The 22,874-nt window shown below is 72.1% G+C and carries 24 protein-coding genes; 13 read left to right on the top strand and 11 right to left on the bottom strand.

Annotated features, from left to right (window positions below; genetic code table 11):
• The first annotated feature begins 127 nt into the window (after nucleotides 1-127).
• From QRY02_RS48090 to QRY02_RS48080, 3 genes are all read left to right on the top strand, one after another.
• Complete coding sequence (locus tag QRY02_RS48090; RefSeq protein WP_285989339.1) at nucleotides 128-1,090, top strand: RIO1 family regulatory kinase/ATPase domain-containing protein; 963 nt, start codon at nucleotides 128-130, stop codon at nucleotides 1,088-1,090.
• Nucleotides 1,091-1,413: 323 nt separating this feature from the next.
• Nucleotides 1,414-3,018, top strand: coding sequence for a DEAD/DEAH box helicase (locus tag QRY02_RS48085; RefSeq protein WP_285989338.1), 1,605 nt, complete (start codon nucleotides 1,414-1,416; stop codon nucleotides 3,016-3,018).
• A gap of 108 nt (nucleotides 3,019-3,126) precedes the next feature.
• Nucleotides 3,127-4,302: an 8-amino-7-oxononanoate synthase gene (locus tag QRY02_RS48080; RefSeq protein ID WP_285989337.1), complete on the top strand. Its 1,176-nt coding sequence runs from the start codon at nucleotides 3,127-3,129 to the stop codon at nucleotides 4,300-4,302.
• A gap of 19 nt (nucleotides 4,303-4,321) precedes the next feature.
• On the opposite strand, the gene QRY02_RS48075 is transcribed toward QRY02_RS48080, so the two are convergent.
• Together QRY02_RS48075 and QRY02_RS48070 are read right to left on the bottom strand one after the other, a co-directional pair.
• On the bottom strand, nucleotides 4,322-4,753 hold the full coding sequence (locus QRY02_RS48075) for a GNAT family N-acetyltransferase (protein WP_285989336.1): 432 nt from the start codon (nucleotides 4,751-4,753) through the stop codon (nucleotides 4,322-4,324).
• Nucleotides 4,754-4,771: 18 nt separating this feature from the next.
• Nucleotides 4,772-5,587 carry a S1 family peptidase gene (locus QRY02_RS48070; protein WP_285989335.1) on the bottom strand — a complete coding sequence of 272 codons (816 nt, stop codon included), beginning with the start codon at nucleotides 5,585-5,587 and terminating at the stop codon, nucleotides 4,772-4,774.
• A gap of 178 nt (nucleotides 5,588-5,765) precedes the next feature.
• Between QRY02_RS48070 and QRY02_RS48065 the strand changes: the two genes are divergently transcribed.
• The 3 genes from QRY02_RS48065 to QRY02_RS48055 all read left to right on the top strand — a co-directional run bounded on the left by QRY02_RS48065 (nucleotide 5,766) and on the right by QRY02_RS48055 (nucleotide 8,915).
• Nucleotides 5,766-6,641 carry a M15 family metallopeptidase gene (locus QRY02_RS48065; protein ID WP_285989334.1) on the top strand — a complete coding sequence of 292 codons (876 nt, stop codon included), beginning with the start codon at nucleotides 5,766-5,768 and terminating at the stop codon, nucleotides 6,639-6,641.
• Nucleotides 6,642-6,737: 96 nt separating this feature from the next.
• Nucleotides 6,738-8,132 (top strand): mycothione reductase, encoded by a 1,395-nt coding sequence (locus tag QRY02_RS48060; protein WP_285989333.1) that lies wholly within the window; start codon nucleotides 6,738-6,740, stop codon nucleotides 8,130-8,132.
• A gap of 39 nt (nucleotides 8,133-8,171) precedes the next feature.
• Nucleotides 8,172-8,915 carry a tyrosine-protein phosphatase gene (locus QRY02_RS48055; protein ID WP_353068525.1) on the top strand — a complete coding sequence of 248 codons (744 nt, stop codon included), beginning with the start codon at nucleotides 8,172-8,174 and terminating at the stop codon, nucleotides 8,913-8,915.
• A 28-nt stretch (nucleotides 8,916-8,943) separates the two neighbouring features.
• Here the strand turns inward: QRY02_RS48055 and QRY02_RS48050 are convergent, their stop codons facing one another.
• Nucleotides 8,944-10,161, bottom strand: a complete 1,218-nt coding sequence (locus QRY02_RS48050) for a CynX/NimT family MFS transporter (RefSeq protein WP_285989331.1) — start codon at nucleotides 10,159-10,161, stop codon at nucleotides 8,944-8,946.
• A 48-nt stretch (nucleotides 10,162-10,209) separates the two neighbouring features.
• Here QRY02_RS48050 and QRY02_RS48045 point away from each other — a divergent pair, with 48 nt between their 5' ends.
• The 5 genes from QRY02_RS48045 to QRY02_RS48025 all read left to right on the top strand — a co-directional run bounded on the left by QRY02_RS48045 (nucleotide 10,210) and on the right by QRY02_RS48025 (nucleotide 14,182).
• A complete protein-coding gene (locus QRY02_RS48045) occupies nucleotides 10,210-10,893 on the top strand; it encodes a FadR/GntR family transcriptional regulator (RefSeq protein WP_285989330.1) in 684 nt (227 codons plus the stop codon).
• Nucleotides 10,894-10,985: 92 nt separating this feature from the next.
• Nucleotides 10,986-11,477, top strand: a complete 492-nt coding sequence (locus tag QRY02_RS48040; RefSeq protein ID WP_285989329.1) for a hypothetical protein — start codon at nucleotides 10,986-10,988, stop codon at nucleotides 11,475-11,477.
• A gap of 66 nt (nucleotides 11,478-11,543) precedes the next feature.
• On the top strand, nucleotides 11,544-12,386 hold the full coding sequence (locus QRY02_RS48035) for a DUF4097 family beta strand repeat-containing protein (RefSeq protein WP_285989328.1): 843 nt from the start codon (nucleotides 11,544-11,546) through the stop codon (nucleotides 12,384-12,386).
• 27 nt (nucleotides 12,387-12,413) lie between these two features.
• Entirely contained in the window at nucleotides 12,414-13,379 is a 966-nt protein-coding gene (locus tag QRY02_RS48030; RefSeq protein WP_285989327.1) for an ATP-binding cassette domain-containing protein, read from the top strand.
• Nucleotides 13,379-14,182 (top strand): ABC transporter permease, encoded by an 804-nt coding sequence (locus QRY02_RS48025; protein WP_285989326.1) that lies wholly within the window; start codon nucleotides 13,379-13,381, stop codon nucleotides 14,180-14,182. The genes QRY02_RS48030 and QRY02_RS48025 overlap by 1 nt, the downstream gene beginning before the upstream one ends.
• 1 nt (nucleotide 14,183) lies before the next feature.
• Here the strand turns inward: QRY02_RS48025 and map are convergent, their stop codons facing one another.
• From map to QRY02_RS48010, 3 genes are all read right to left on the bottom strand, one after another.
• Nucleotides 14,184-15,041: a type I methionyl aminopeptidase gene (gene map, locus QRY02_RS48020; protein WP_285989325.1), complete on the bottom strand. Its 858-nt coding sequence runs from the start codon at nucleotides 15,039-15,041 to the stop codon at nucleotides 14,184-14,186.
• Nucleotides 15,042-15,064: 23 nt separating this feature from the next.
• The gene (locus QRY02_RS48015; protein WP_285989324.1) at nucleotides 15,065-16,858 is read right to left on the bottom strand and encodes a penicillin-binding transpeptidase domain-containing protein; all 1,794 of its coding nucleotides are present in this window, start codon (nucleotides 16,856-16,858) and stop codon (nucleotides 15,065-15,067) included.
• A 61-nt stretch (nucleotides 16,859-16,919) separates the two neighbouring features.
• Complete coding sequence (locus QRY02_RS48010; protein ID WP_191315022.1) at nucleotides 16,920-17,774, bottom strand: GNAT family N-acetyltransferase; 855 nt, start codon at nucleotides 17,772-17,774, stop codon at nucleotides 16,920-16,922.
• A gap of 100 nt (nucleotides 17,775-17,874) precedes the next feature.
• Here QRY02_RS48010 and QRY02_RS48005 point away from each other — a divergent pair, with 100 nt between their 5' ends.
• Nucleotides 17,875-18,081: a DUF4177 domain-containing protein gene (locus tag QRY02_RS48005; RefSeq protein ID WP_285989323.1), complete on the top strand. Its 207-nt coding sequence runs from the start codon at nucleotides 17,875-17,877 to the stop codon at nucleotides 18,079-18,081.
• A gap of 23 nt (nucleotides 18,082-18,104) precedes the next feature.
• Here QRY02_RS48005 and QRY02_RS48000 read toward each other — a convergent pair whose 3' ends face one another.
• Together QRY02_RS48000 and QRY02_RS47995 are read right to left on the bottom strand one after the other, a co-directional pair.
• Entirely contained in the window at nucleotides 18,105-18,497 is a 393-nt protein-coding gene (locus QRY02_RS48000) for a VOC family protein (RefSeq protein ID WP_285989322.1), read from the bottom strand.
• Nucleotides 18,498-18,501: 4 nt separating this feature from the next.
• On the bottom strand, nucleotides 18,502-19,326 hold the full coding sequence (locus tag QRY02_RS47995) for a helix-turn-helix domain-containing protein (RefSeq protein ID WP_285989321.1): 825 nt from the start codon (nucleotides 19,324-19,326) through the stop codon (nucleotides 18,502-18,504).
• 113 nt (nucleotides 19,327-19,439) lie between these two features.
• Here QRY02_RS47995 and QRY02_RS47990 point away from each other — a divergent pair, with 113 nt between their 5' ends.
• Entirely contained in the window at nucleotides 19,440-19,694 is a 255-nt protein-coding gene (locus tag QRY02_RS47990; protein WP_003057586.1) for a hypothetical protein, read from the top strand.
• Here the strand turns inward: QRY02_RS47990 and QRY02_RS47985 are convergent.
• The 3 genes from QRY02_RS47985 to QRY02_RS47975 all read right to left on the bottom strand — a co-directional run bounded on the left by QRY02_RS47985 (nucleotide 19,683) and on the right by QRY02_RS47975 (nucleotide 22,871).
• Nucleotides 19,683-20,276: a class I SAM-dependent methyltransferase gene (locus tag QRY02_RS47985; protein ID WP_285989320.1), complete on the bottom strand. Its 594-nt coding sequence runs from the start codon at nucleotides 20,274-20,276 to the stop codon at nucleotides 19,683-19,685. The two genes, QRY02_RS47990 and QRY02_RS47985, sit on opposite strands and share 12 nt — an antisense overlap.
• Before the next feature lie 97 nt (nucleotides 20,277-20,373).
• Nucleotides 20,374-21,525, bottom strand: a complete 1,152-nt coding sequence (gene ispG, locus QRY02_RS47980) for a flavodoxin-dependent (E)-4-hydroxy-3-methylbut-2-enyl-diphosphate synthase (protein ID WP_285989319.1) — start codon at nucleotides 21,523-21,525, stop codon at nucleotides 20,374-20,376.
• 113 nt (nucleotides 21,526-21,638) lie between these two features.
• Nucleotides 21,639-22,871, bottom strand: a complete 1,233-nt coding sequence (locus QRY02_RS47975; RefSeq protein WP_285989318.1) for a M50 family metallopeptidase — start codon at nucleotides 22,869-22,871, stop codon at nucleotides 21,639-21,641.
• Nucleotides 22,872-22,874 lie beyond the last annotated feature (3 nt).

Here is a 22,874-nt window from a genome sequence, read left to right as displayed (position 1 = left end):
CCGGTGGCTGAGAACGGGAGGTGCCTGTCGTGATGACTGTCCGGGCCCTTTCGCGCCCTCACCCACCCGCCCCCCGAGGCTGATCACGCGCCCGGTGGGGCAGCCCTGAACAAGGAGAACCCCACCAGTGCGCCAGCACGACTTCGAAGACTTCGACCTGTTCGACGACCAGCCCACCCGCCGCCAGGCGCGGTCGCGGCGCCGCGGGCGGTTCGACGAACCCGAACCCACCCGCAGCGGACGGCTGACCGCAGCCGAACGCGTCCGCCTCGCGAAACTGCGCGACGACGCCTACACCGAAAACCAGCTGCCCGACGGGGCCGACCGCTGGTCCACCTGGGACGACGCCGAACACGGTCCGTCGCCCCGGCCGGACTGGGTCGTCACCGAGCTCGCCGCGGTCGACACCGACCTCGGCGTCCTCAAGACCGGCAAGGAGGCCGACGTCCACCTCCTGCGGCGCGGGTTGCCCGGCACGCCGGGCACGCTGCTCGCGGCGAAGCGCTACCGCAGCGACGAACACAAGCTGTTCCACCGCGACGCCGGCTACCTCGAAGGACGGCGGATGCGCCGCTCCCGCGAGATGCGGGCGATGACGCAGCGCAGCGCGTTCGGCCGCAACCTCATCGCCGAACAGTGGGCGGTCGCGGAGTTCGCCGCGTTGAGTCGCCTGTGGACGCTCGGCGCGCCGGTGCCCTACCCGGTGCAGCGCGAGGGCACGGAACTGCTGCTCGAGTTCCTCGGCGAGGAGGACGGCACCGCCGCGCCCCGGCTGGCCCAGGTCCGCCCGGATCCGGACGAGCTGAAGGACCTGTGGTTCCAGGCCACCGCCGCGCTCGAGCTGCTCGCCTCCGAGGGGCTCGCGCACGGCGACCTCTCGGCGTACAACCTGCTCGTGCACCGAGGCCGGGTGATGGTGATCGACCTGCCTCAGGTCGTCGACGTCGTGGCCAACCCCGGCGGCGTCGAGTTCCTGGCGCGGGACGTGCGCAACCTGGCCGGCTGGTTCCACGGCCGGGGTCTCGGCGAGGACGTGACGAGGACCGGAGAACTGCTGGTGGAGCTCGTTTCCGCCGCCGGGATAGCGTAAATCCGGGGCGGCGTCGCGGCTGTGGCCCGGACCACGACTGCGACGCCGCCCACAACCGGTGACCTCGATGAGTAGTCCTGGCTCCGGTTCGGGTACAGTAAGTACAGACCGCAACCGGCGGCGTGGATGAGTTGGTGTCCGTCGCCTCCAGAGCCACCGAATGGCTCGCGGTGATCCGTAACCCAAGCGGCGCGCAGTGTCGGCAAGCGATGACACGGTGTGCCGGGTCCGTCCCTGTGAACGCCCATCGCACACCATCTTGCCCTGCCTGCGCGCGGGCTGCCCGGGCCTCCCTTGCGACGAACCACGTCCGAGAGGCATTTGTGACCGTCACGTTCAACTCCGGCCCTTCCTCGACGTCCGCGCACGCGGGCCGTCCCGACCGCAAGCCGCGCACCCGCCCGGCCGGCGGGGACATGCTGCGCGACGACGCGGTCGAGCTCGTGGCCACCAAGACTTTCGCCGAGCTGGGCCTGCCGGAGCCGCTGCTCCGCGCGCTCAGCGAGGCGGGCATCAACAGCCCCTTCCCGATCCAGTCGGCGACCATCCCGGACGCGCTGGCCGGCCGCGACGTGCTGGGCCGCGCCCAGACCGGCTCCGGCAAGACCCTCGCCTTCGGCCTGGCCATGCTGGCCCGGCTGGCCGACGGCAAGGCCCGCCCGAAGCGTCCCCGCGCGCTGATCCTGGTCCCGACCCGCGAGCTGGCCATGCAGGTCGCCGACTCGCTGACCCCGCTGGCCAAGTCGCTCGGCCTGTGGTGCCGCACCGCCGTCGGCGGGATGGCCTTCGCCCGCCAGGCGGACGCGCTGTCCCGCGGCGTCGACCTGCTCATCGCCACGCCGGGCCGGCTGTCGGACCACGTCCGCCAGGGCACCGCGCACCTGGGCGACTGCAACTTCATCGCCCTCGACGAGGCCGACCAGATGGCGGACATGGGCTTCATGCCGCAGGTCCGCGAGATCATGGACCTCACCCCGCCGGGGGGCCAGCGGCTGCTGTTCTCCGCGACCCTCGACGGTGACGTCAACCGCCTGGTCAGGCAGTACCTGAGCGACCCGGTCACGCACTCGGTCGCGCCGTCGACCGCGAGCGTGACGACCATGGACCACCACGTGCTCCAGGTCTCGCACCAGGACAAGCAGGACGTCATCACCCAGATCGGCGCCCGCGACGGCCGCACGATCATGTTCGTCCGCACCAAGCACCACGTCGACCGCCTCGCCGAGCGCCTGCGCGAGCAGGGCGTCAACGCGGCGGCGCTGCACGGCGGCAAGACGCAGGGGCAGCGCAACCGCGTCCTCGCCGACTTCAAGGAAGGCCACACCCCGGTGCTGGTCGCCACGGACGTCGCCGCGCGCGGCATCCACGTCGACGACATCTCGCTCGTGCTGCACGTCGACCCGGCGGCCGACCACAAGGACTACCTGCACCGCGCGGGCCGCACGGCGCGCGCCGGGGCGTCCGGTGTCGTCGTCACGGTGGCGACGCACGACCAGCGCCGGATGGTCCGCCGGCTGACCGACCGCGCCGGTGTGCGCGCCGAGTCGACCACGGTCCGCCCGGGCGACGCCGAGCTGTCCCGCATCACCGGCGCCAAGGAGCCCAGCGGCGAGCCGGTCGTCGAGCGTCGGCGCGAGAGCCCCCGTCGCGGCGGCGGTGGCGGTTACCGCGGCGACCGCGGCTTCGGCGGCTCGAGCCGTGGCGGCGAGCGCAGCGGCGGCTACAGCCGTGGCGGCGAGCGCAGCCACACCGGCGGCGACCGTGACCGTGGTGGCGAGCGCGGCGGCGACCGTGGTGGTTACCGCGGTGGCGACCGCGAAGGCCGTCCCGGCGGCTTCGGCGGCCGCAGCCGTCAGCCCCGCTCGGGCAACGGCGGCGGTGGCTACGGCCGTCCGAGCCGTGGCCCGCGTCGCGGCTACGACAGCTGATCGTCTCTTTCGCATCCTTCGGAAGCCCCGGACCTCGCGGTCCGGGGCTTCCGGCGTTTCCGGGCCCGCTTGGCGGAGCGTCGAGGTCCGGGTGGGAGACTGCGGGACGTGACTACGCCGCCGACGCTCCCGCCCGAAGAGGTTTTCGACTGGCTCGACGTCGAAGCGGAGAAGCGGGCGAGCGCGGGACTGGTGCGGCAGCTGCGACCGCGTCCCGCGCGGGTCGACGAGCTGGATCTGGCGGGCAACGACTACCTCGGGCTGGCCCGTGACAAGCGCGTCGCCGGGGCCGCCGCGGCCGCCGCGCTGCGCTGGGGTGCCGGGTCGACCGGGTCCCGGCTGGTCACCGGATCGACCGAGCTGCACACCGAGCTGGAGCTGGAGCTCGCCCGGTTCTGCGGCGCGCAGGCGGCGCTCGTGTTCTCCTCCGGCTTCGCCGCGAACCTCGGTGCGGTGACGGCGCTGTCCGGGTCCGAGTCCGCCATCGTCACCGACAAGTACATCCACGCGTCGCTGATCGAGGGCTGCCGCCTGTCGCGGGCCGACGTCGCCGCGGTCGCGCATTCGACGCCGTCGGCGATCAAGCACGCACTGTCGACCCGCCGCAAGCCGCGGGCGCTGGTGGTGACGGACTCGGTGTTCTCGGTCGACGGCGACCTCGCCCCGCTCGACGAGCTGGCCGGGATCTGCCGTGCGCACAGCGCGGCGCTGCTGGTGGACGACGCGCACGGCTTCGGCGTCCTCGGCGAGGGCGGCCGCGGCGCGGTCCACGCGGCCGGGCTGTCGGGCGCGCCCGACGTCGTCACGACGTTGACGCTGTCGAAGTCCCTCGGCGCCCAGGGCGGTGCGGTGATCGGGCCGCGCCGGGTGATCAAGCACCTCGTGGACACGGCGCGCAGCTTCATCTTCGACACCGCGTTGGCGCCCGCGAGCGCCGCGGCCGCGTTGGCGGCGTTGCACGCGTTGAAGGAAGAGCCGGGAATGGCCGGGAAGGTGCTCGAGAACGCGGGCAACCTGGCGATGTCGTTGAAGGCGGCCGGGTTGAAGGCGAGCGTGCCGGACGCCGCCGTGATTTCGGTGCAGGCGCCGTCCGCGGAGACGGCGGTGGCGTGGGCCGCGGCGTGCGCGGAGCAGGGCATCCGCGTCGGGTGCTTCCGGCCGCCGTCGGTGCCGGACGGGATCTCGCGGCTGCGGCTGACCGCGCGGGCCGACCTCACGGAGTCCGATGTGGACCGTGCGGTGAAGGTCATCACCGCGACGGCCCCGCGCGGCGCGATCGCCTGACCCGCACCGGAAGACGAGATCAGGCGCGGCGGCGCATGCGGATGTGGGGGATTCCGTCGTCGTCCATGTATTCCTGGCCTTCCGCGACGAAGCCGTAGCGGGCGTAGAAGCCTTGGACGTACGTCTGGGCGTCGAGGACGTACTCGCCCGGGATCGTCAGGGCCGTGTCCATCAGGCGGGCCGCCAGGCCGGCGCCGCGGGCGTGGGCCGCCGTCACCACGCGGCCGATGCGGCGGATGCCGCCCGGGTCGAGCAGGACCCGCAGGTACGCCAGGACCGCGCCGGCGTCCTCGAACCACAGGTGGCGGGTGTCCGGGCTCAGGTCACGGCCGTCGAGCTCCGGGTACGCGGCCTTCTGCTCCACGACGAACACGTCGACGCGCAGGCGGAGGATGTCGTGCAACTGGGCGGCGGTCAGCTCGGGACCGGTCGCGTCGTGCAGGGTCGGCATACCCCCTGCTTAGCACGCTCAGCCGAGGAGCCGGGGCTTGGCCTGGGTCTCGATGTCCTTGGCGTAGGTGGAGACGCGCGTGTAGACGCCCGGCCGGTTCGCCTTCGCGCAGCCGTCGCCGAAGGAGACGATGCCGATCAGCGTGTCGCCGACCACGAGCGGGCCGCCGGAGTCGCCCTGGCAGGCGTCGACGCCGCCCTCGTCGTAGCCCGCGCACACCATGGTCCGCTGGTCGTAGACGCTGTAGGCGGTGTGGCATTCGCTGTCCGACACCACCGGGACCTCGGCACTGCGCAGGTAGTCGGAGCGGGCGCCGCCGTCGGCGATGCGGCCCCAGCCGAGCACGGTCGACTGGGTGCCCTTGGCGTACAGCCCCGCGTCCCCGCTGCCGGGCAGCTTCGCGGGCCGGTAGCCGAGCTGGCCGCGCACGGTCAGCACCGCGACGTCGGCCCCCTGCGTCGGGTCGGTGTAGCCCTGGCTGACCCAGACCTTGGAGACCCCCAGGACCTCGCCGTCGCTCGTGCGCTTGTCCTCACGGCCGGCCACCACGCGGATGTCCTGCTTCGCCACCGCCTTGGCGCAGTGCGCCGCCGTCGCGACCGAGGTGGAGCTGACGATCACCGCGCCGCAGAACTGGTTGCCGCCCGCGTCGGTCAGGTACACCGCGTACGGGTGGTCCGACAGCGAAGCCTTGTCGCCGCCCACGATCCGCGGCTGGTTGGCCGAAGCCGGGTCCGCCGCCGCCGTGCCCACCACGACCGGGACGGCGACCGCGGCGACCGCGAGGAGCGCGCCGCTCACGAACAGCAGGGATCGGCGGGACTTCACGGACATGGGTCTTCCCCTTTTCGACGCAGCACTTTTCGACGCAGCACGGAGCTGAGCACTCTGCACCCGGACGACTCCGGTGCGTGAACGACGTTCGCTCAATACCCTAAGCCGAGGGGGCCCAAAACGGTGTCACTGGAACGGGTGGTCTCCGCCCGGGGACCGCTTCTGTCAAGCTGGCCGGATGTGGCGGAAAGCAGCGGCGGGGGCGGCACTGGCCCTCACCATGAGCGGGTGCTCGCCGGAAGCGCCGCCGACGCCACCAGCTGCCCCTGCGGCACCTGCGGCACCTGCGGCACCTGCGTCGACGACGAGCGCGGCGAGCACCGCGGCCCCGACGGCGACGGCGACGAGCGCACCCGCCGTCGCCTGGCAGGTGGGTGCCCGGCCACTCCCCCGCCGTCCCGACGGCTTCGGCGAGGTCGAGCCCACGCCACCCGAACTGGTGAACCGGGCACTTCCGACAAAAGACGTGCTTCCCCCACCGGCGGGCAGCGCGTATGCGTCGACGATCAGCGCCGTGCCCGCGGACGTCCTCGCGCGCAGCACCTGGCAACCCGCCTGCCCCGTCAAGGCGGCCGACCTCCGCTACCTGACGATGTCCTTCTGGGGCTTCGACGGCCGCGCGCACACCGGCGAGATGCTGGTGAACGCCACTGCCGCGACGGGCATCACGAAGGTCTTCGGGCAGCTCTTCGCCGCGCGCTTCCCGCTCGAAGAGCTACGCGTGACCAGCCCGGCCGAGCTCACCGCGCCGCCGACCGGGGACGGCAACTCGACCAGCGCGTTCGTCTGCCGCCCGGCCCGCGGGCAGACGACGTGGTCGGCGCACGCCTACGGGCTCGCCGTGGACGTCAACCCGTTCTGCAACCCCTACACCCAGGGCGATCTCGTGCTCCCCGAGCTCGCGTCGGCGTACGTCGGCCGCTCGCGCGAACGGCCCGGCATGGTCCTGGCCGGCGACGCGACCGTGCGCGCGTTCGCGGCGATCGGGTGGAGCTGGGGCGGGAACTGGCGCAGCCCGACCGACCGGATGCACTTCACCGCGACCGGCCATTGACCACGTGGTACGACGTCGAGCACAACGGGGAACACCCGCCTTCGCGGTGGGGTTGGCTAGGGTGAATCGACCGGACCCGGACCCGCGGAGGATGCAGTGCCCCACTACGACCTGGTGATCGTCGGGACGGGATCGGGGAACTCCATCCTCGGCCCGGGCTTCGCCGGCAAGAAGACGGCGATCGTGGAGAAGGGCACCTTCGGCGGCACCTGCCTCAACGTGGGCTGCATCCCGACGAAGATGTTCGTGTATGCCGCCGACGTCGCGTACACGCCTTCGCACAGCGCCAAGTACGGCGTCGACGAAGAACTGAAGGGCGTACGCTGGCGCGACATCCGTGACCGCGTCTTCGGCCGGATCGACCCGATCGCCGCGGGCGGCGCGGAGTACCGCCGCAGCCACGAGGACAACGCGAACGTCGACGTCTACGAGGGCACGGGCCGCTTCACCGGCCCCAAGGAGCTGCGGGTCGGCTTCGCCGACGGACGCCCCGACGAGGTGCTGACCGCCGACAACTTCGTGCTCGCCGCGGGCGGCCGTCCGGTCATCCCGGACATCCCGGGCCTGGACGGCGTCGAATACCACACCTCCGACACCGTGATGCGGCTCGACGAGCTGCCCGAGCGGATCGTCATCCTGGGCGGCGGGTACATCGCGGCCGAGTTCGCGCACGTCTTCGCCTCCTTCGGCGTCCAGGTCACGCTGGTCAACCGCTCCGGGCGGCTGCTGCGCTCGGAGGACGAGGACATCAGCGCGCGCTTCACCGAACTGGCCGCCGAGCGGTTCGACGTCCGCCTCGACCGCAAGACCGTGCGGGCGCGCAAGACCGAACGCGGCGTCGCGCTGGACCTCGAAGGACCGCAGGGCGCCGAGACCGCCGAGGGCGACGTGCTGCTGATCGCCACCGGCCGGAAGCCGAATTCCGACCTCCTCGACGTCGCCGCGACCGGAGTGACCACAATGGACAGTGGGCACGTCGTGGTCGACGACTACCAGCAGACCGCGGTCGAGGGCATCTACGCGCTCGGCGACCTCTCGTCGCCGCACGAGCTCAAGCACGTCGCGAACCACGAAGCCCGCGTGGTGCAGCACAACCTCCTGCACCCGGACGAGCGGATCACCGCCGACCACCGGTTCGTGCCGCACGCCGTCTTCACCCACCCGCAGGTGGCTTCGGTCGGCCTCACCGAGCAGAAGGCCCGCGACCTCGGGGTGTCCTATGTGGTCTCGAAGCAGGACTACGCCGGGATCGCCTACGGCTGGGCGATGGAGGACACGACGGGCTTCGCGAAGCTCCTGGCCGACCCGGCGACCGGGCAGCTGCTCGGCGCGCACATCATCGGCCCGCAGGCCTCCTCGGTGATCCAGCCGCTCATCCAGGCGATGAGCTTCGGCCTCGACGCGCGGAGCATGGCCCGCGGCCAGTACTGGATCCACCCGGCGATGCCCGAGCTGATCGAGAACGCGCTGCTCAACCTGCCCCTCGACTGAGCCGCGGGGGGGGCGCGGTTCCCCACCGCACGCCGATCGGTGCGCCAACCCGGGGCGGGGTCGGCGCGTCTTGCGACTGTGACCGGTGGCAGAGAGCTTTCTTGGGACGGGTGTGTCAACGTTCGTGACCTGGGCGGGCTGGGCCGGGTCAAACCCCGGGCGGTGGTCCGGATGGAGGCGCCGGCGCGCCTGAGCGAGGCCGGGTGGGCGGCGGCTTGGGCCTACGGGGTACGCACTGTGGTCGACCTGCGAAACCCCGGCGAGCGCGAGCCGGACCACGCGCCGAGGCCGGCGGGGATCACCACCGCGCGGACTCCGCTGGATCCGGTCGGCACACCGTTCTACGAGCGGTGGACGAAGATCGACAGCTTGGGTTCTCCGCTGCACTACCCGGCGATGCTCGCCGAACACCCCGAGCTGGTGATCTCCGCCGTGCGCACGATCGCCAACGCCCCACCCGGGTGCGTGGTGTTCCACTGCGTCGGCGGCAAGGACCGGACCGGGCTACTGGCCCTTGTGCTGCTCACGCTGGCCGGAGCGGCGCCGGACGAGATCATCGCCGACTACCTGCTGACCTACGACCGGATGAAGCAGCGTCACGACGAACTCGGGTTCCGTGACCAGCTCACCGTGGTGACCGAGCTGCTCGCGGCCGGGAACACCACCATCGAAGCGTCGCTGAGCTCGACGATCACGTCGTTGACGATGCCCGGCTTCCTCCTCGGCCACGGTCTGTCCACCACCGAACTCGCCGCCCTGCAAGCCCGCTTGACCGTCGGCTGAGTGACGCCTCCAGCGTCATTCCCGGCTTTCAGACGAAGCGGTGGCGGCCGGCGAGGGCGCCGAAGGTCATCTGGACGCCGAGCAGGCCGAGCAGCATGGCCAGCGGCACGGTCCAGCCGCCCGCGAGGTCGTGCAGCAGGCCGAAGAGGAACGGCCCGAGCGCGGCGAACAGGTAGCCGAAGCCCTGCGCCATCCCGGACAGCCGGGCGGTGTCCGCGCCGGTCCGCGCGCGCAGCGCGATCACCGTGAGGGCCAGCGAGAACGTGCTCATGCCGAGCCCGACGAGGATGCTCCAGAGCAGCGGCGACCACGACGGCGCGAGCATCAGGCCGATGGTCCCGGCGACGCCGAACACGCTCAGCCCGACGATCCACGGGCTCTGCCCGCGCTGCCGGGCCGCCATCGGCGCGACGACGAGGCTGATCGGCACGGCGATCAGCGAAACCAGGCCGAACAGCAGCCCGGCGTCGTCGCGCCGGACGCCCGCGTCCATCAGCACCTGCGGGAACCAGCCCATCGCCGCGTAGGCGTAGAACGCCTGCAGGCCGAAGAAGCCGGTGACGATCCAGGCCAGCCGGTTGCGCAGCAGCGAACGGCCGCCTTCGGCCCCGTCGGCGGGCCGCGGTGCCCGGCCGGTGCCGCGGGCTGCGAGGATCCAGGCCAGCAGCGCGACGACGGCCAGCGCCGCCCAGCCGCCCAGCGCCGGGCGCCAGCCGCCGAGGGCGTCGCCGAGCCGGGGGGTCACCGCCGAACCGAGGGCGCCGCCACCCTGCAGCGCGGCGGTGTAGACGCCGGTCAACAGGCCGATGCGAGCCGGGAAGGAGTCCTTGATGACGACCGGGATGAGCACGTTGATCAGGGCGATCCCGGCGGTGGCGACGAGCGTCCCGCCGAGCACCACGGCGGGTCCGTCGAGCACGCGCAGCACCAGCCCGGCGGCGAGGGCGCACAGCGCGATCGCGATGGCGGCGCCGACCCCGGCCCGGCGGGCGAGCAGCGGTGCGGCCAGCCCGGCCCCGGCGAAGCAGAGCGTCGGCAACGTCGTGAGCACGCCGGCCCAGACGACGGAAGTGCCGAGGTCCCCGCGCATTTCGGCGAGCATCGGCCCGACGCCGGTGATGGCCGGTCGCAGGTTCAGGGCGGTGAGCACCACCGCGACCGCGAGCAGCGCCCCGGCGGCGACCACGCCGGGCGTCCGGACCTCGACGGCACCGTCCAGTTCGGGTTCACGGTGTTCGACGCGCATGCCCGCTACTATCGCATACGTAGGATGATTGGATGAAAGGATAATCCTGTGCCTCTGGCCACCACGCGCCGAGCAGGCCTCGTCGACCAGGTCATCGAGCAGCTGCGGACCGCGGTCACGCAGGGCGAATGGCCGATCGGCGAACGCATCCCGACCGAGGCCGAACTCGTCGAGCAGCTCGGCGTCGGGCGCAACACCGTCCGCGAAGCCGTTCGCGCGCTCGCGCACACCGGGCTCCTGGAGGTCCGGCAGGGCGACGGCACCTACGTGCGCGCCACGAGCGAGGTGTCCGGCGCGATCCGGCGGCTCTGCGGCTCGGAACTGCGGGAAGTCCTGCAGGTCCGGCGCACCCTGGAGGTGGAAGGCGCGCGGCTCGCCGCCGTCGAGCGGACCGAGGAAGAGGTCGCCGCGCTGTGGTCGCTGCTCGGCCGCCGCGAGGTCGAGCTGCGCGAAGGACGCTGGCAGGACTTCGCTCGCACGGACGCGGAGTTCCACTGCGCGGTCGTCGGCGCCGGCCACAACCGGCTGCTGACCGAGCTCTACCGCGGGCTGACGGAGGTCATCGCGGCCAGCATCGCGACGACGTCCAGCATCGCGCCGGGCGCGGACCACTCCCCGGAGATCGGCCACGAAGGGCTCGCCCGGGCCATCGCCGACCGGAATCCGGACCGCGCCGCCGCCGAGGCCTGCGGGTTCCTCGACGAGCTCCTGGAGCGCATCGAACGCGCCTGACCGGCGCTTTCTCCTGGCTTGGCACCATCGTCGACCCCTAAGGGTGCCATTTCAGGGTTGTCGTGGCACCACTGTGGTGCCATATTTGTGCCATGGACCTGACGCCCTTCGTGGACGAACTCCGCCGGGAGCTCGCGGTCGCCGCCGAAGCGGCGGGCGAGGACGCCGTCGCCCTCGCCGAGCGGCTCACCGCGCCGCTCGAGTCGGCGATCCGGCTGACCCTGCTCGACGCCCTTTCGACCGCGGCCGACGAGATCACCCGCGACCTCGCCCCCGGCTCGGTGGAAGTCCGCCTCCGCCGGCGCGAGGCCGAGTTCGCCGTCGCGCTGCCCACGGCACCCGAACCGGCGCCCGCCGAGGCACCCCCGCCACCGCCCGAGACCGACGACGGCGCCGTCGCGCGCATCAACCTGCGGCTGCCCGAACAGCTGAAACAGCGGGTCGAGGAAGCCGCCGGCCGGGACCGCCTCTCCATCAACGCCTGGCTCGTCCGGGCCGCGAGCAGCGCGCTGGGCACCGACCGCGGCCGCCCCACCCAGCGCCGGACGGCCTTCGGCGAGAAGTACACCGGCTGGGTCCAGTAACAGCTTTTCCCCTTCACGTCTCCCACCTGCGGAGACGCCATCCGAGCACCCCAGGAGGGCGCAGCCATGCCTGTTTTCCCCACCCCCGAGCCGATCACGGCCACGATCGACATGAGCGTCGCTGACGTCCGGATCGTCGCCGGCGACGGCGCGGAGACGACCGTCGAGGTCACCCCGGCCGACCCGGCGGACAACGAGGACGTCAAGGCCGTCGCGAAGACCCGCGTCGAGTTCGCCGGCGGCGAGCTGCTGGTCAAGGGCCCGAAGTACGTCACCAAGCTCTGGGGCCGGGGCGGGGCCCTGCACGTCCGGGTCGAACTGCCGGCCGGTTCGCAGATCACCGGCACCGCCGCGATGGGCGGCTTCCGGGTCACCGGCCGGGTCGGCCCCAGCCGCTTCAAGACGTCCGTCGGCGACATCCACCTGGACGAAGCCGCCCGGCTCGAGGCGTCCACGGCGACCGGGGACGTCACCGTCGAACGCGCCACCGGGCACGCCGAGCTCGGCACCGGCTCCGGCGAGCTGCGGATCCGCGAGATCGACGGCACCGCGGTCCTCAAGAACTCCAACGGCGAGACCCGCGTCGGCGAAGTGACCGGCGACCTGCGCGTCAACACCGCCAACGGCGACATCCTCGTCGACCTGGCCCACGCCGGGGTGCACGCCAAGACCGCCTCCGGCGACATCCGGCTCGGCGAGGTCGTGCGGGACCGGGTCGTCCTCGAGACCGCCGTCGGCGAGATCGAGGTCGGCATCCGCGAGGGCAGTGCCGCGTGGCTCGAGCTGAACTCGCTGGTCGGCTCCGTGCGCAACACGCTCAGCGCCGCCGACGGACCCGGCAGCAACACCGAGACCGTCGAGGTCAAAGCCCACAGCTACACCGGCGACATCGTCATCCGCCGGGCCTGAAGACTCCACACGCGAAGGGGAAGATCCATGGCAGACGCCATCGTGGCCGAGGGACTGGTCAAGAAGTACGGGAAGGTCACCGCGCTCGACGGGATGACCTTGTCGGTGCCCGAAGGCACGGTGCTCGGCGTGCTCGGGCCGAACGGCGCCGGGAAGACCACCACCGTCCAGATCCTCACGACGCTGCAGAAGCCGGACGCGGGCCGGGCCACGGTCGCCGGGTTCGACGTCGTGCAGGACGCGCAGGAGCTGCGCTCGCACATCGGCGCTTCGGGCCAGTACGCGGCCGTCGACCAGGAACTGACCGGGGCCGAGAACCTCGAGATGGTCGGCAGGCTGTACCACCTGGGGACCAAGCGGGCCAAGGCCCGCGGCCGGGAGCTGCTCGCCCGGTTCAGCCTGGCCGACGCCGCCGATCGCCCGGTCCGGGGCTACTCCGGCGGCATGCGCCGCCGCCTCGACCTGGCCGGCGCGCTCGTGGCCAACCCGCCGGTGCTGTTCCTCGACGAGCCCACCACCGGGCTCGACCCGCGGGCCCGCACCGAGCTGTGGGAGGTCATCACCGAGCTGGTCGCGGGCGGCACGACGCTGTTGCTGACCACGCAGTACCTGGAGGAGGCCGACCGGCTGGCCGACAGCATCGCCGTCGTCGACCACGGCCGCGTGATCGCCCGCGGCACCGCCGACGAGCTCAAGGACCTCGTCGGCGGCGAGCGGATCGAGCTGACCGTCGGCACGCACAATGACGTCGTCGTCGCGCGGCGGGCGCTGGCCCGGCTGGCCAGCGGCGAGCCGCAGGCCGAAGGCTTCCGGCTCACCGTGCCCGTGTCCCACGGCGCGAAAGCGCTTACCGAGGCCCTCGCGCTGCTCGCCGTGGAAGGCGTCGACGTCCGCGACGTCGGCGTCCGCCGCCCCACCCTCGACGACGTGTTCTTGTCACTCACCGGCCACGAGACGGCCGAGCCCACCGAACCCGCGAAGGAGGCCGTGTGATGAACGCGGTGCAGATGGCCGTCACCGACGGCGTGACCGTCGCCAAGCGCAACTCGATCAAGATCGTCCGGTCGCTGGACCTGCTCGGGTCCATCGTGTTCATGCCGGTGATGTTCGTGCTGCTCTTCGGCTACGTGTTCGGCAGCGTGATCGACATCCCCGGGATGTCCTACCGCGAGTTCATGCTGCCGGGGATCTTCACCCTCGCGGTGGCGATGGGCAGCATCGTCACCGGCTACGGCCTGACCGACGACCTGCAGAAGGGCATCATCGACCGGTTCCGCTCGCTGCCGATGTCCCCGGCTGCGGTGCTGATCGGGCGGACCACCGCCGACCTGATCCTCAACGTGACGAGCCTGCTGATCATGGGGCTGGTCGGCCTGCTGGTCGGCTGGCGCATCCACACGAGCCCGCTGGAGGCGCTGGGTGGCGTGCTCCTGCTGCTCGCCTTCGCCTACGCGCTGTCGTGGGTGATGGGCACCCTCGGCCTGGCCGTGCGCAAGCCCGAGGTGTTCAACAACGTCTCCAGCGTGGCGATCTTCCCGCTCACGTTCCTGGCCAACACGTTCGTCGACAGCGGCCGCCTGCCCACGCCGCTGCGGGTGATCGCGGATTGGAACCCCGTCTCGGCGATCACGCAGGCGTCGCGGGAACTGTTCGGCAACACCAGCGCGGCGATGCCGGTGCACGACGCCTGGCCGATGCAGCACGCTGTGCCGGCTTCGGTGCTGTGGATCGCGGTACTGCTGGCGATCTTCGTACCGCTTTCGGTGCGCTGCTACAAGAAGGCCACCAGCCACTGACTCACGGCAGCGTCAGGATCTCGCTGCCGTCGGCCGTCACCACGAGGGTGTGCTCGAACTGGGCCGTCCACTTCTTGTCCTTCGTGGTGACGGTCCAGTCGTCGGACCAGATGTCGTAGTCGATGGTGCCGAGGGTGATCATCGGCTCGATCGTGAAGGTCATGCCCTCCTCGATCACCGTGTCGACCGAGGGCTCTTCGTAGTGCAGGACCGTCGGCGGCGTGTGGAACGCCGGGCCGACGCCGTGACCGGTGAAGTCGCGGACCACGCCGTAGCCGAAGCGCTTGGCGTAGGCCTCGATGACCCGGCCGATGACGTTGAGCTGGCGGCCCGGCCGGACCGCCTTGATCGCCCGCAGCGTCGCCTCGCGGGTGCGCTCCACCAGCAGGCGCGCCTCCTCGGAGACGTCGCCGGCCAGGAACGTCGCGTTCGTGTCGCCGTGGACGCCGCCGATGTAGGCGGTGACGTCGATGTTGCAGATGTCGCCGTCCTCGATCACCGTCGAGTCCGGGATGCCGTGGCAGATCACCTCGTTGAGCGAGGTGCAGCACGACTTCGGGAACCGGCGGTAGCCCAGCGTCGAGGGGTAGGCGTGGTGGTCGAGCAGGAACTCGTGCACCACCTTGTCGATGTCGTCCGTGGTGGCGCCGGGCTTGACGGCCTTGCCGCCCTCCTCCAGGGCCTGGGCCGCGATCCGGCTCGCGACCCGCATCGCCTCGATCACCTCGGGCGTGCGCACGCCGTTGCCGGTGTCCCGCTTCGGCGCCGGCTTGTCCACGTACTCGGGACGGGCGATGGAACTGGGGACGTCACGGCGCGGCGTCTGGACGCCGGGAACGAGCGGGGCACGAACGGACATGCCCCCACTTTACGACGGCCCGCTCAGCCGATCCCCGCCAGGAACCGGTGCGCGGCCTGCACCGCCGGTTTGGACGACCCGGCGTCGGTGAGGAGCACGGCGAACGCCAGGTCGCCGCGGTAGCCGACGAACCAGCCGTGCGAGTGGGAGCCGTCGCCGAACTGGGCGGTGCCGGTCTTGCCCGCGACGCCGGGGATGTCCCGCAGCCCGGTCGCGGTGCCCGCGGTGACGACCTCCCGCATCATCCCGCGCAGTGCGTCGAGAACCTCCTGCGACGGCGGATCGCCGACGTTCTTCGTGGCCGACGGCATGCCCTTGACGATCGACGGCGACGGCACCTTCCCGGCCTGCACGGTGGCCGCGACCAGCGCCATGCCGAACGGGCTGGTCAGCACCCGGCCCTGACCGAAGCCGTTTTCCGCCCGCTGGACGGCGGAGTCGCTGGCCGGGACGTCGCCGGTGACCGTGGTCAGGCCCGGAACGACGAAGTCGGCGCCGACGCCGAAGGAGCGGGCGGTGTCGGTGAGCGACGAGCCGCCGAGACCGGCGGCGAGCCGGGCGAAGGTCGTGTTGCAGGACCGCGCGAACGCCGTCTTCAGCGGCACCCGGCCCAGGTCGAACCGGCCTTCGTTCGGCACGACGCGGTTTTCGACCGTCGTCGTCCCCGGGCAGTCGACCGGGCTGTCCGCCTCGACCTCCCCCGCCGACAGCGCGGCCGCCGCCGTGACGATCTTGAACGTCGAACCCGGCGGGTAGCGCCCGGACAGGGCCAGCGAGCCCTCCTCGTCGGCGGCGGCGTTCTGCGCCACGGCGAGGATGTCCCCGCTCGAGGGCTGGATCGCGACCAGCGCGGCGGAGTACGGCTCGGTTTCGAGGGCCTTCTCGGCGGCAGCCTGGATCTTCGCGCTGAGCGTGCTGGTGACGGCGGGCGCGGGCCGCGGCGGCTCGGCCTTGAGCTCGGCGGCCTCGCCGCCGGTGACGTCACGGGTGACGATCCGCCAGCCCGCCGCCCCGGCCAGCTGCTGTTCGACCAGCGCGCGGATGCCGGGCAGGACCTGCTGCCCCGACCCGCGGGTCACCGGCAGCAGCCGCTCCTGGCTGGCGAAGCGGACGCCGGGCAGGTCGTAGATCGCCGGCTTGACGCGCTGGTAGTCGCCGGCGCGCAGGGTGATCACCGGGTAGGCGTCACCGGGCTTGGTCTTGCTCATCCCGTCCAGCACGGACCGGCCGGTGACCGAAGGCTCGTACCGGTGCAGCGCCTTGGCCAGCGTCCCGGCGACGGCACTCGCGTCGCCGGCCTTCTGCGGGTCGACGACCACGCCGATCACCGTCTGCGGGCGCATCAGCGGCACGCCGTCGCGGTCGAGGACCGGCGCCGTCTCCGGCAGCTGCGGCAGCATGCCGAGGGTCTGCCCGACCGCCAGCTGGGGGTGCACGACCGTCGGCTGCCAGTGCACCTGCCAGCCGTTCTCGGCCGCCCGCAGCTGGGCGTCCGCGCGGTAGGACCAGCTGCGGCCGTGCGGCAGGTGCCAGGTGAGCCGGTAGCCGGCGGTCACGACGTCGCCGTCGGGCTGTTTCACCTCTTCGTCGTCGACGTCGAGGGCCTCGGGGCCGAGCACGCCGCGGACCTGGCTCAGGACGGCCTTCGCGGCTTCCGGTGAGTCGGTGTTCGCCGCCGCGGCGGCGACGTCCCCGGACGCGACGGCGTCCAGGAAGGCGGAGAGGGCGTCCTCGGGACCGTCGCCCGAGCACCCGGCCGTGGTCGCGGCGACGAGCAGCAGCACCGCGAGCGCACTGCGGCCTCGACGTGCACTCATGGCGGGATGATGCCTGGTCAGAGCGTTGCGGTGGCTTCGAAACACCGCCACGGAAGAGTGGTTAGAACAGCACCGTCGCGTACTGGCCAACCTGCTCGAACCCGATCTTGCGGTAAGCCGCGAGGGCGGGGGTGTTGAAGGCGTTGACGTAGAGGCTGGCGGTGCGGCCGAGCCCGCGGACGAGCCGGTTCACGACCGCGGCGGTGCCGGCGGTGCCGAGCCCGTCGCCCCGGCGGTCGGGGTGCACCCAGACGCCCTGGATCTGCCCGACGGTCGCCGACATGGCGCCGATCTCGGCCTTGAAGACGACCTCGCCGTCCTCGAAGCGGGCGAACGCGCGGCCGGCACCGATCAGCTCGGTGACCCGGGCGCGGTAGCTGGCGCCGCCGTCACCGCTGCGCGGATCGACACCGACCTCCTCGATGAACATCGAGACGGCCGCGGGCAGGTACCGCTCGAGCTCGTCCGGCCGGACGGGCCGGACCAGCGGATCGGCGGCGACGAGCGGGGTGCTGTCCAGCGCCATCAGCGGCTGGTCGCCGCGGACCTCGCGGGCCGGGCCCCACTCGCCTTCGAGCTCGTCCCACAGGCCGAGGACCTGCTCGGCCGGGCCGACGAGCGAGGAGCAGGTGCGTTGCCTTCTCAGGGCGCGGTCGGCGAAGGAGCGCAACGCGGGCGCGTTGCCGCGCAGCGGGATGAGGTTGGGCCCGGAAAAGCACAGCCCTTGGAGCCGTCCGGCCCGGACCGGACGGCTGTCGGCGGCCCAGAGCTCGCCACCGAGCCGCCACGGGTCGAGGCCCGCGGCCTCGACCCGGGCGCTGACCATGCAGCTGCCCACCGGGTCGGCGGCCAGCGCGGCCCGGACCGCCGGATAGTCCCGATCATCGAGCAGCCGTGCACCTGCAAGCCGCAACACGGGCTCCAGGGTGCCAGATTCGACTGCTGAACGGAACGCAAGCCTCCCGACACTGTGAGATGAACAGCCGACGCCGGGCATTCCGGGCAGTATCGGAAGCATGCAGCGTTATACGTACAAGGTCGTCGAGGTCCGCGAGAAGCTGCTCGGCGGCAAGATGTCGGGCGGCAAGCTGGAGAAACTGCTGAACGACCACGCCGAGGACGGGTGGCAGCTCAAGGCCATCACCTCGGCGGAGGTGAAGGGCCGGGTCGGGCCCGGCGGCGTCGAGGGACTGCTGGTGACCTTCGAGCGGCCGGTGCAGTAGCGGGGCGCCCTCCCGGCGGCGGGTCAGGCCGCGCCGCGGTAGGTGCCGAGCGTCCAGGCGTTGCCCTCCGGGTCGCGCAGGCTGAACGTGTGCGAGCCGTACTCGGTGTCCGTCAGCTCGGCCGTGATCTCCGCACCCGCGGCCTGCACCCGCGCGTACACCTCGTCGACCTGGTCCGACACCACGTACACCGCGGCCGTGCCCGGCTTCATCGCGTCGTGGACGCCGTCCGGTGGGCGGACGCTGCCCAGCATCACCGCACCGCCCTCGGGCCAGCGCAGCTCGGCGTGCGCGATCAGCTCCCCCTCGGGCACCACCAGCGCTTCGGTGAAGCCGAGGACGTCGACGAGGAAGCGGACCGCCGCGGGGGCGTCGTCGTACCGGAGGGCGGGCCAGACGTTCGGTTCAGGAGTCATGCCGTCAGCTTCGCGCCACCTCCGCCTCCTGGTCTTGGAGGAACGGGAGCTCCTCGGCGATCCACGTCCCCGGCGTGCACCCGGCCAGCGCGCGCCATTCGTTCGTCAGGTGCGCCTGGTCGTAGAACCCGCACTCCGCCGCCAGCGCCGCCAGGTCCGTCCGCCCGCGCCGCAGCATGCGCCCGGCCCGCTCGAACCGCAGCACCCGCGCCGCCTGCTTCGGCGCCAGCCCCAGCTCCGTGCGGAAGCGCTCGCCCAGGTGGCGGCGGCTCCAGCCGACCTCGTCCGCGAGGTCCGCGACGCGCACCTGCCCGTCCGCACCCCGCAGCCGCCGCCACGCCTCCCCCAGCTCGGGCGGCGGCACCACCGGCTCGACCGCCCGGGCGGCCAGCACGTCGTCGAGCAGCGCGAACCGCTCGCGCCATGGCAGCTCCCGCAGCCTGTCGGGCAACCAGCCGAGACCGAAGTCGGCGAGGTCGGCGACCTCGCCGCTCAGCTCGGCCGCCGTCACCCCGAACAGCGTCCGCACGCCCAGCGGGTCCAGTTCCAGCTGGACCCCCTCCTGCACGCGGTCCTGCCGGATCAGCACCGCGCGCGTGTGCAGCCCGCCGACCAGCGCCTGGAAGCTCTGCCCGGCCATCCGCACCGGCCCGGCGAGGCTGATGACGAGCGTCACATGCCGGGACGGCAGGCCGCGGTGGACGGCCAGCGTGACATCGTCCTGCGCGTACCCCACATAGCGCGTGACCAGGGGCCGCACCACCGGGTGCGGCTGGCGAATGGCCCAGGTCACGCTCACGAATGCCAGCGTAATCGTCACCACCGACATTTTCGGGGGCTCGGGTGGCGGAGCCCCCGACCTGGGGCGAAGCCCTAGGTGTCACTGCCAGTTCCGGGTCTGATAACACGGACGTGCGTCCCCACCGCGGAAGGAACCACCCGATGACGATCCAGGAGCAGGCGCAGCAGCTGGAGCTGCTCGCCGACCAGGTGCCGACCGGCATCGCGCTCGCCACGAAGAGCGACCTCGAAGACCTCCAGGCCCAGGTGCTCGGCCTGCTCGGGGAGACGTCCACCGCGACCGCGATCCAGGGCGCCATCCAGCTCGCTTCCCAGCAGATCGACGAGGTCGCGGCCGCGCTGGAGAACGTCCGCCTGCAGATCCGCGACGCCGCCCAGCACCACCTACAGGGTTGATTCGTAGAACGAGCGGACGGCGGGCTGGCCCGTGTAGTTCGGGCCCGCCCGGTCGTCCGCGCCGAGGTAGCGGAAGGGCAGCGAGCCGCCGAAGGGGCCGGCCCGCCGGATCCGGTGTGCTCGCGAGTCGTAGGTGAAACCCGCTTCGCGCAAGGCGCGCAGCACCCGGCGCGCCCCACCCGGCGCTTCGATTCCCGCGACGTCGAAGTTCGCCACGAACACGCCCCCATCGCGCAGCCAGGACGCCGCCCGCAGCAGCGCGCCCAGCTTGTCGCCGACGTAGTGGAAGCCGTGCACGCAGGTGACGAGGTCGAACCGGCCCGCGGGCTCCCACGCGGTGATCGACGCCGTCTCGAACCGCACCGGCCCGGCCGCCGCGAAGTAGCCGACGAGGTCGACGCCCGTGATGTCCAGATCCGGCCGGGCCTCGGCCGCGTCCAGGAGCGCACGTCCGCTGCCGCAGCACAGATCGAGCCAGCGGGCGCCCGGCGGCAGGCCCGGGATGTCGAAGCCGAGCACCCGCGAATAGCCGTCGCGACCGGCCAACCGGCGCTCGCGGTTCATCGCCCGGTTGGCCACCACGGATGACGCCTCGAGAGCGTCGTCCGGAAGGAGATCTGTGACAGCCGGGGTTTCGCCCCGGGCCGGGGCTTCGCCATCCGGAACCCCCTCGAAGATTTCAGCCGGCGGTGACCACCGGCGCGCCCTCACCAAGGGCCTCGCCGGCCTCCTCGGCGATGCGCATGGCCTCTTCGATGAGCGTCTCGACGATCGCGTGCTCGGGCACGGTCTTGATGACCTCGCCCTTGACGAAGATCTGGCCCTTGCCGTTGCCCGACGCCACGCCCAGATCGGCCTCGCGGGCCTCGCCCGGGCCGTTCACGACGCAGCCCATGACGGCCACGCGCAGCGGGATCTCCATGCCCTCGAGCCCGGCGGTGACCTGCTCGGCGAGCGTGTAGACGTCGACCTGCGCGCGCCCGCAGGACGGGCACGAGACGATCTCCAGCTTGCGCTGCTTGAGGTTCAGCGACTGCAGGATCTGGATGCCGACCTTGACCTCTTCGACCGGCGGCGCGGACAGCGAGACGCGGATCGTGTCGCCGATGCCCTGGCGCAGCAGCGCGCCGAACGCGACGGCCGACTTGATCGTGCCCTGGAAGGCCGGGCCCGCCTCGGTGACGCCGAGGTGCAGCGGGTAGTCGCACTGCTCGGCGAGGATCTCGTAAGCGCGCACCATGACCACCGGGTCGTTGTGCTTCACCGAGATCTTGATGTCGTGGAAGTCGTGCTCGGCGAACAGCGACGCCTCCCACAGCGCCGACTCGGCCAGCGCCTCCGGCGTCGCCTTGCCGTACTTGTCCATGATCCGCTTGTCGAGCGAGCCGGCGTTGACGCCGATCCGGATCGGCGTGCCGTGGTCCTTCGCGGCCTGCGCGATCTCCTTGACCTGGTCGTCGAACTTCCGGATGTTGCCCGGGTTGACGCGCACCGCCGCGCAGCCCGCCTCGATCGCCGCGAAGACGTACTTCGGCTGGAAGTGGATGTCGGCGATCACCGGGATCTGCGACTTCCGCGCGATCGCGGGCAGCGCCTCGGCGTCGTCGGCCGACGGGCACGCGACGCGGACGATGTCGCAGCCCGCGGCGGTCAGCTCGGCGATCTGCTGCAGGGTCGCGTTGACGTCGGAGGTGAGCGTCGTCGTCATCGACTGGACGGAGATCGGGTGGTCGCTGCCGACGCCGACCGACCCCACCTGCAGCTGGCGGGTCTTGCGACGCTCGGACAGGACGGGCGGGGGCAGGGCGGGCATACCGAGTGCGACGGTCACGGCTTCCAGCGTACCTACCCCTACTGGGCCACCTTCACCATGTCAACCGTCACGGTGAGCAGCATTACGGCGGGGGTGAGCGGTCACCGGCGGACCGCACCCCCTCCGTGGGACTACTGGCCGATCCGGATCGGGTTGACGATGTCGGCGGTCACCGTGAGTAGCGTCACCGCGCCGCCGATGAGCACGAGGACCATCGTGATCCCGGACAGCTTCGTGTAGTCGACCGGTCCCCCGGCCACCTTGCCCCGCCGCGTGCGGATCCAGTCGCGGACGCGCTCGTACCAGACCACCGCGATGTGCCCGCCGTCCAGCGGCAGCAGCGGCAGCAGGTTGAACACGCCGATGAAGAAGTTCAGGCTGGCCAGCAGCAGGAAGAACAGCACCCAGACGCCGTTCTCGACGGCCTCGCCGCCGAGCCGGCTCGCCCCGACGACGCTGACGGGCGTGTTCTTGTCGCGTTCGCCGCCGAAGATCGCGGTGACCACGGCGGGAATGCGCTCGGGGAACTGGACGAGCCGCTGCGCCGTCTCGGAGAACATCATGCCGGTGAAGTCGAACGTGGCGCCGACCGCGGCGACCGGGCCGTACTGCGTGGTCAGCTGCGGCACCTTGGGCGAGGCGCCGATCATGCCGACCTCCTTGACCGCGGAGCCGTTCCAGCGCTGCACCTTCGGCACGTCGACGACGAGCCACAGCTTCTCGGTGCCGCGCTGCACCTCGAACACCGTCCGGCCGCTGGTGGCCTGGACGGCGGTGAGCATCTCCTCCCAGGTCGCGACCGGCTTCCCGCCGACGGCGAGCACCGTGTCGCCGGCCCGCAGCCCGGCCGTCGCCGCCGGGGTCGGCGCGCCCTGCGGGCAGGTGGGGTTCTTGGCCTGGGCGGCGGCCTGTTCCTTCGACGTGGTCGGGACGGCGCAGGAGGTCGTCGCCAGCACCGGCTTGGGCGCTTCGGCGGCCGCCGGGCTCGGCAGGCCCATGGTCACGGCCATCAGGTAGAGGACCACGAAGCCCAGGATGAAGTGGGTGACCGACCCGGCCGACATGACGACGGTGCGCTTCCAGGTCTTGAACCGCCACATCGCGCGCGGCGCCTCGTCCGGGGTCACCTCGTCGAGCGCCGTCATGCCGGCGATGTCGCAGAACCCGCCGAGCGGGATCCACTTCAGGCCGTACTCGGTCTCGCCGCGGCGCCAGGAGAACACCGTGGGCCCGAAGCCCACGAAGTACCGGCGGACCTTCATGCCGAAGGCCTTCGCGGTGACCATGTGGCCGGCCTCGTGCAGTGCGACTGAGACGCAGATCCCCAGCGCGAAGAGCACCACACCGATGATGTAGGCGAGCACCCG

The organism is Amycolatopsis sp. DG1A-15b (genome assembly GCF_030285645.1).
In the GTDB taxonomy this organism is placed as follows: Bacteria; Actinomycetota; Actinomycetes; order Mycobacteriales; family Pseudonocardiaceae; genus Amycolatopsis.
The sequence above is the reverse complement of the archived record's forward strand: the minus strand, read 5'-3'. Positions and strand labels throughout refer to the sequence as shown.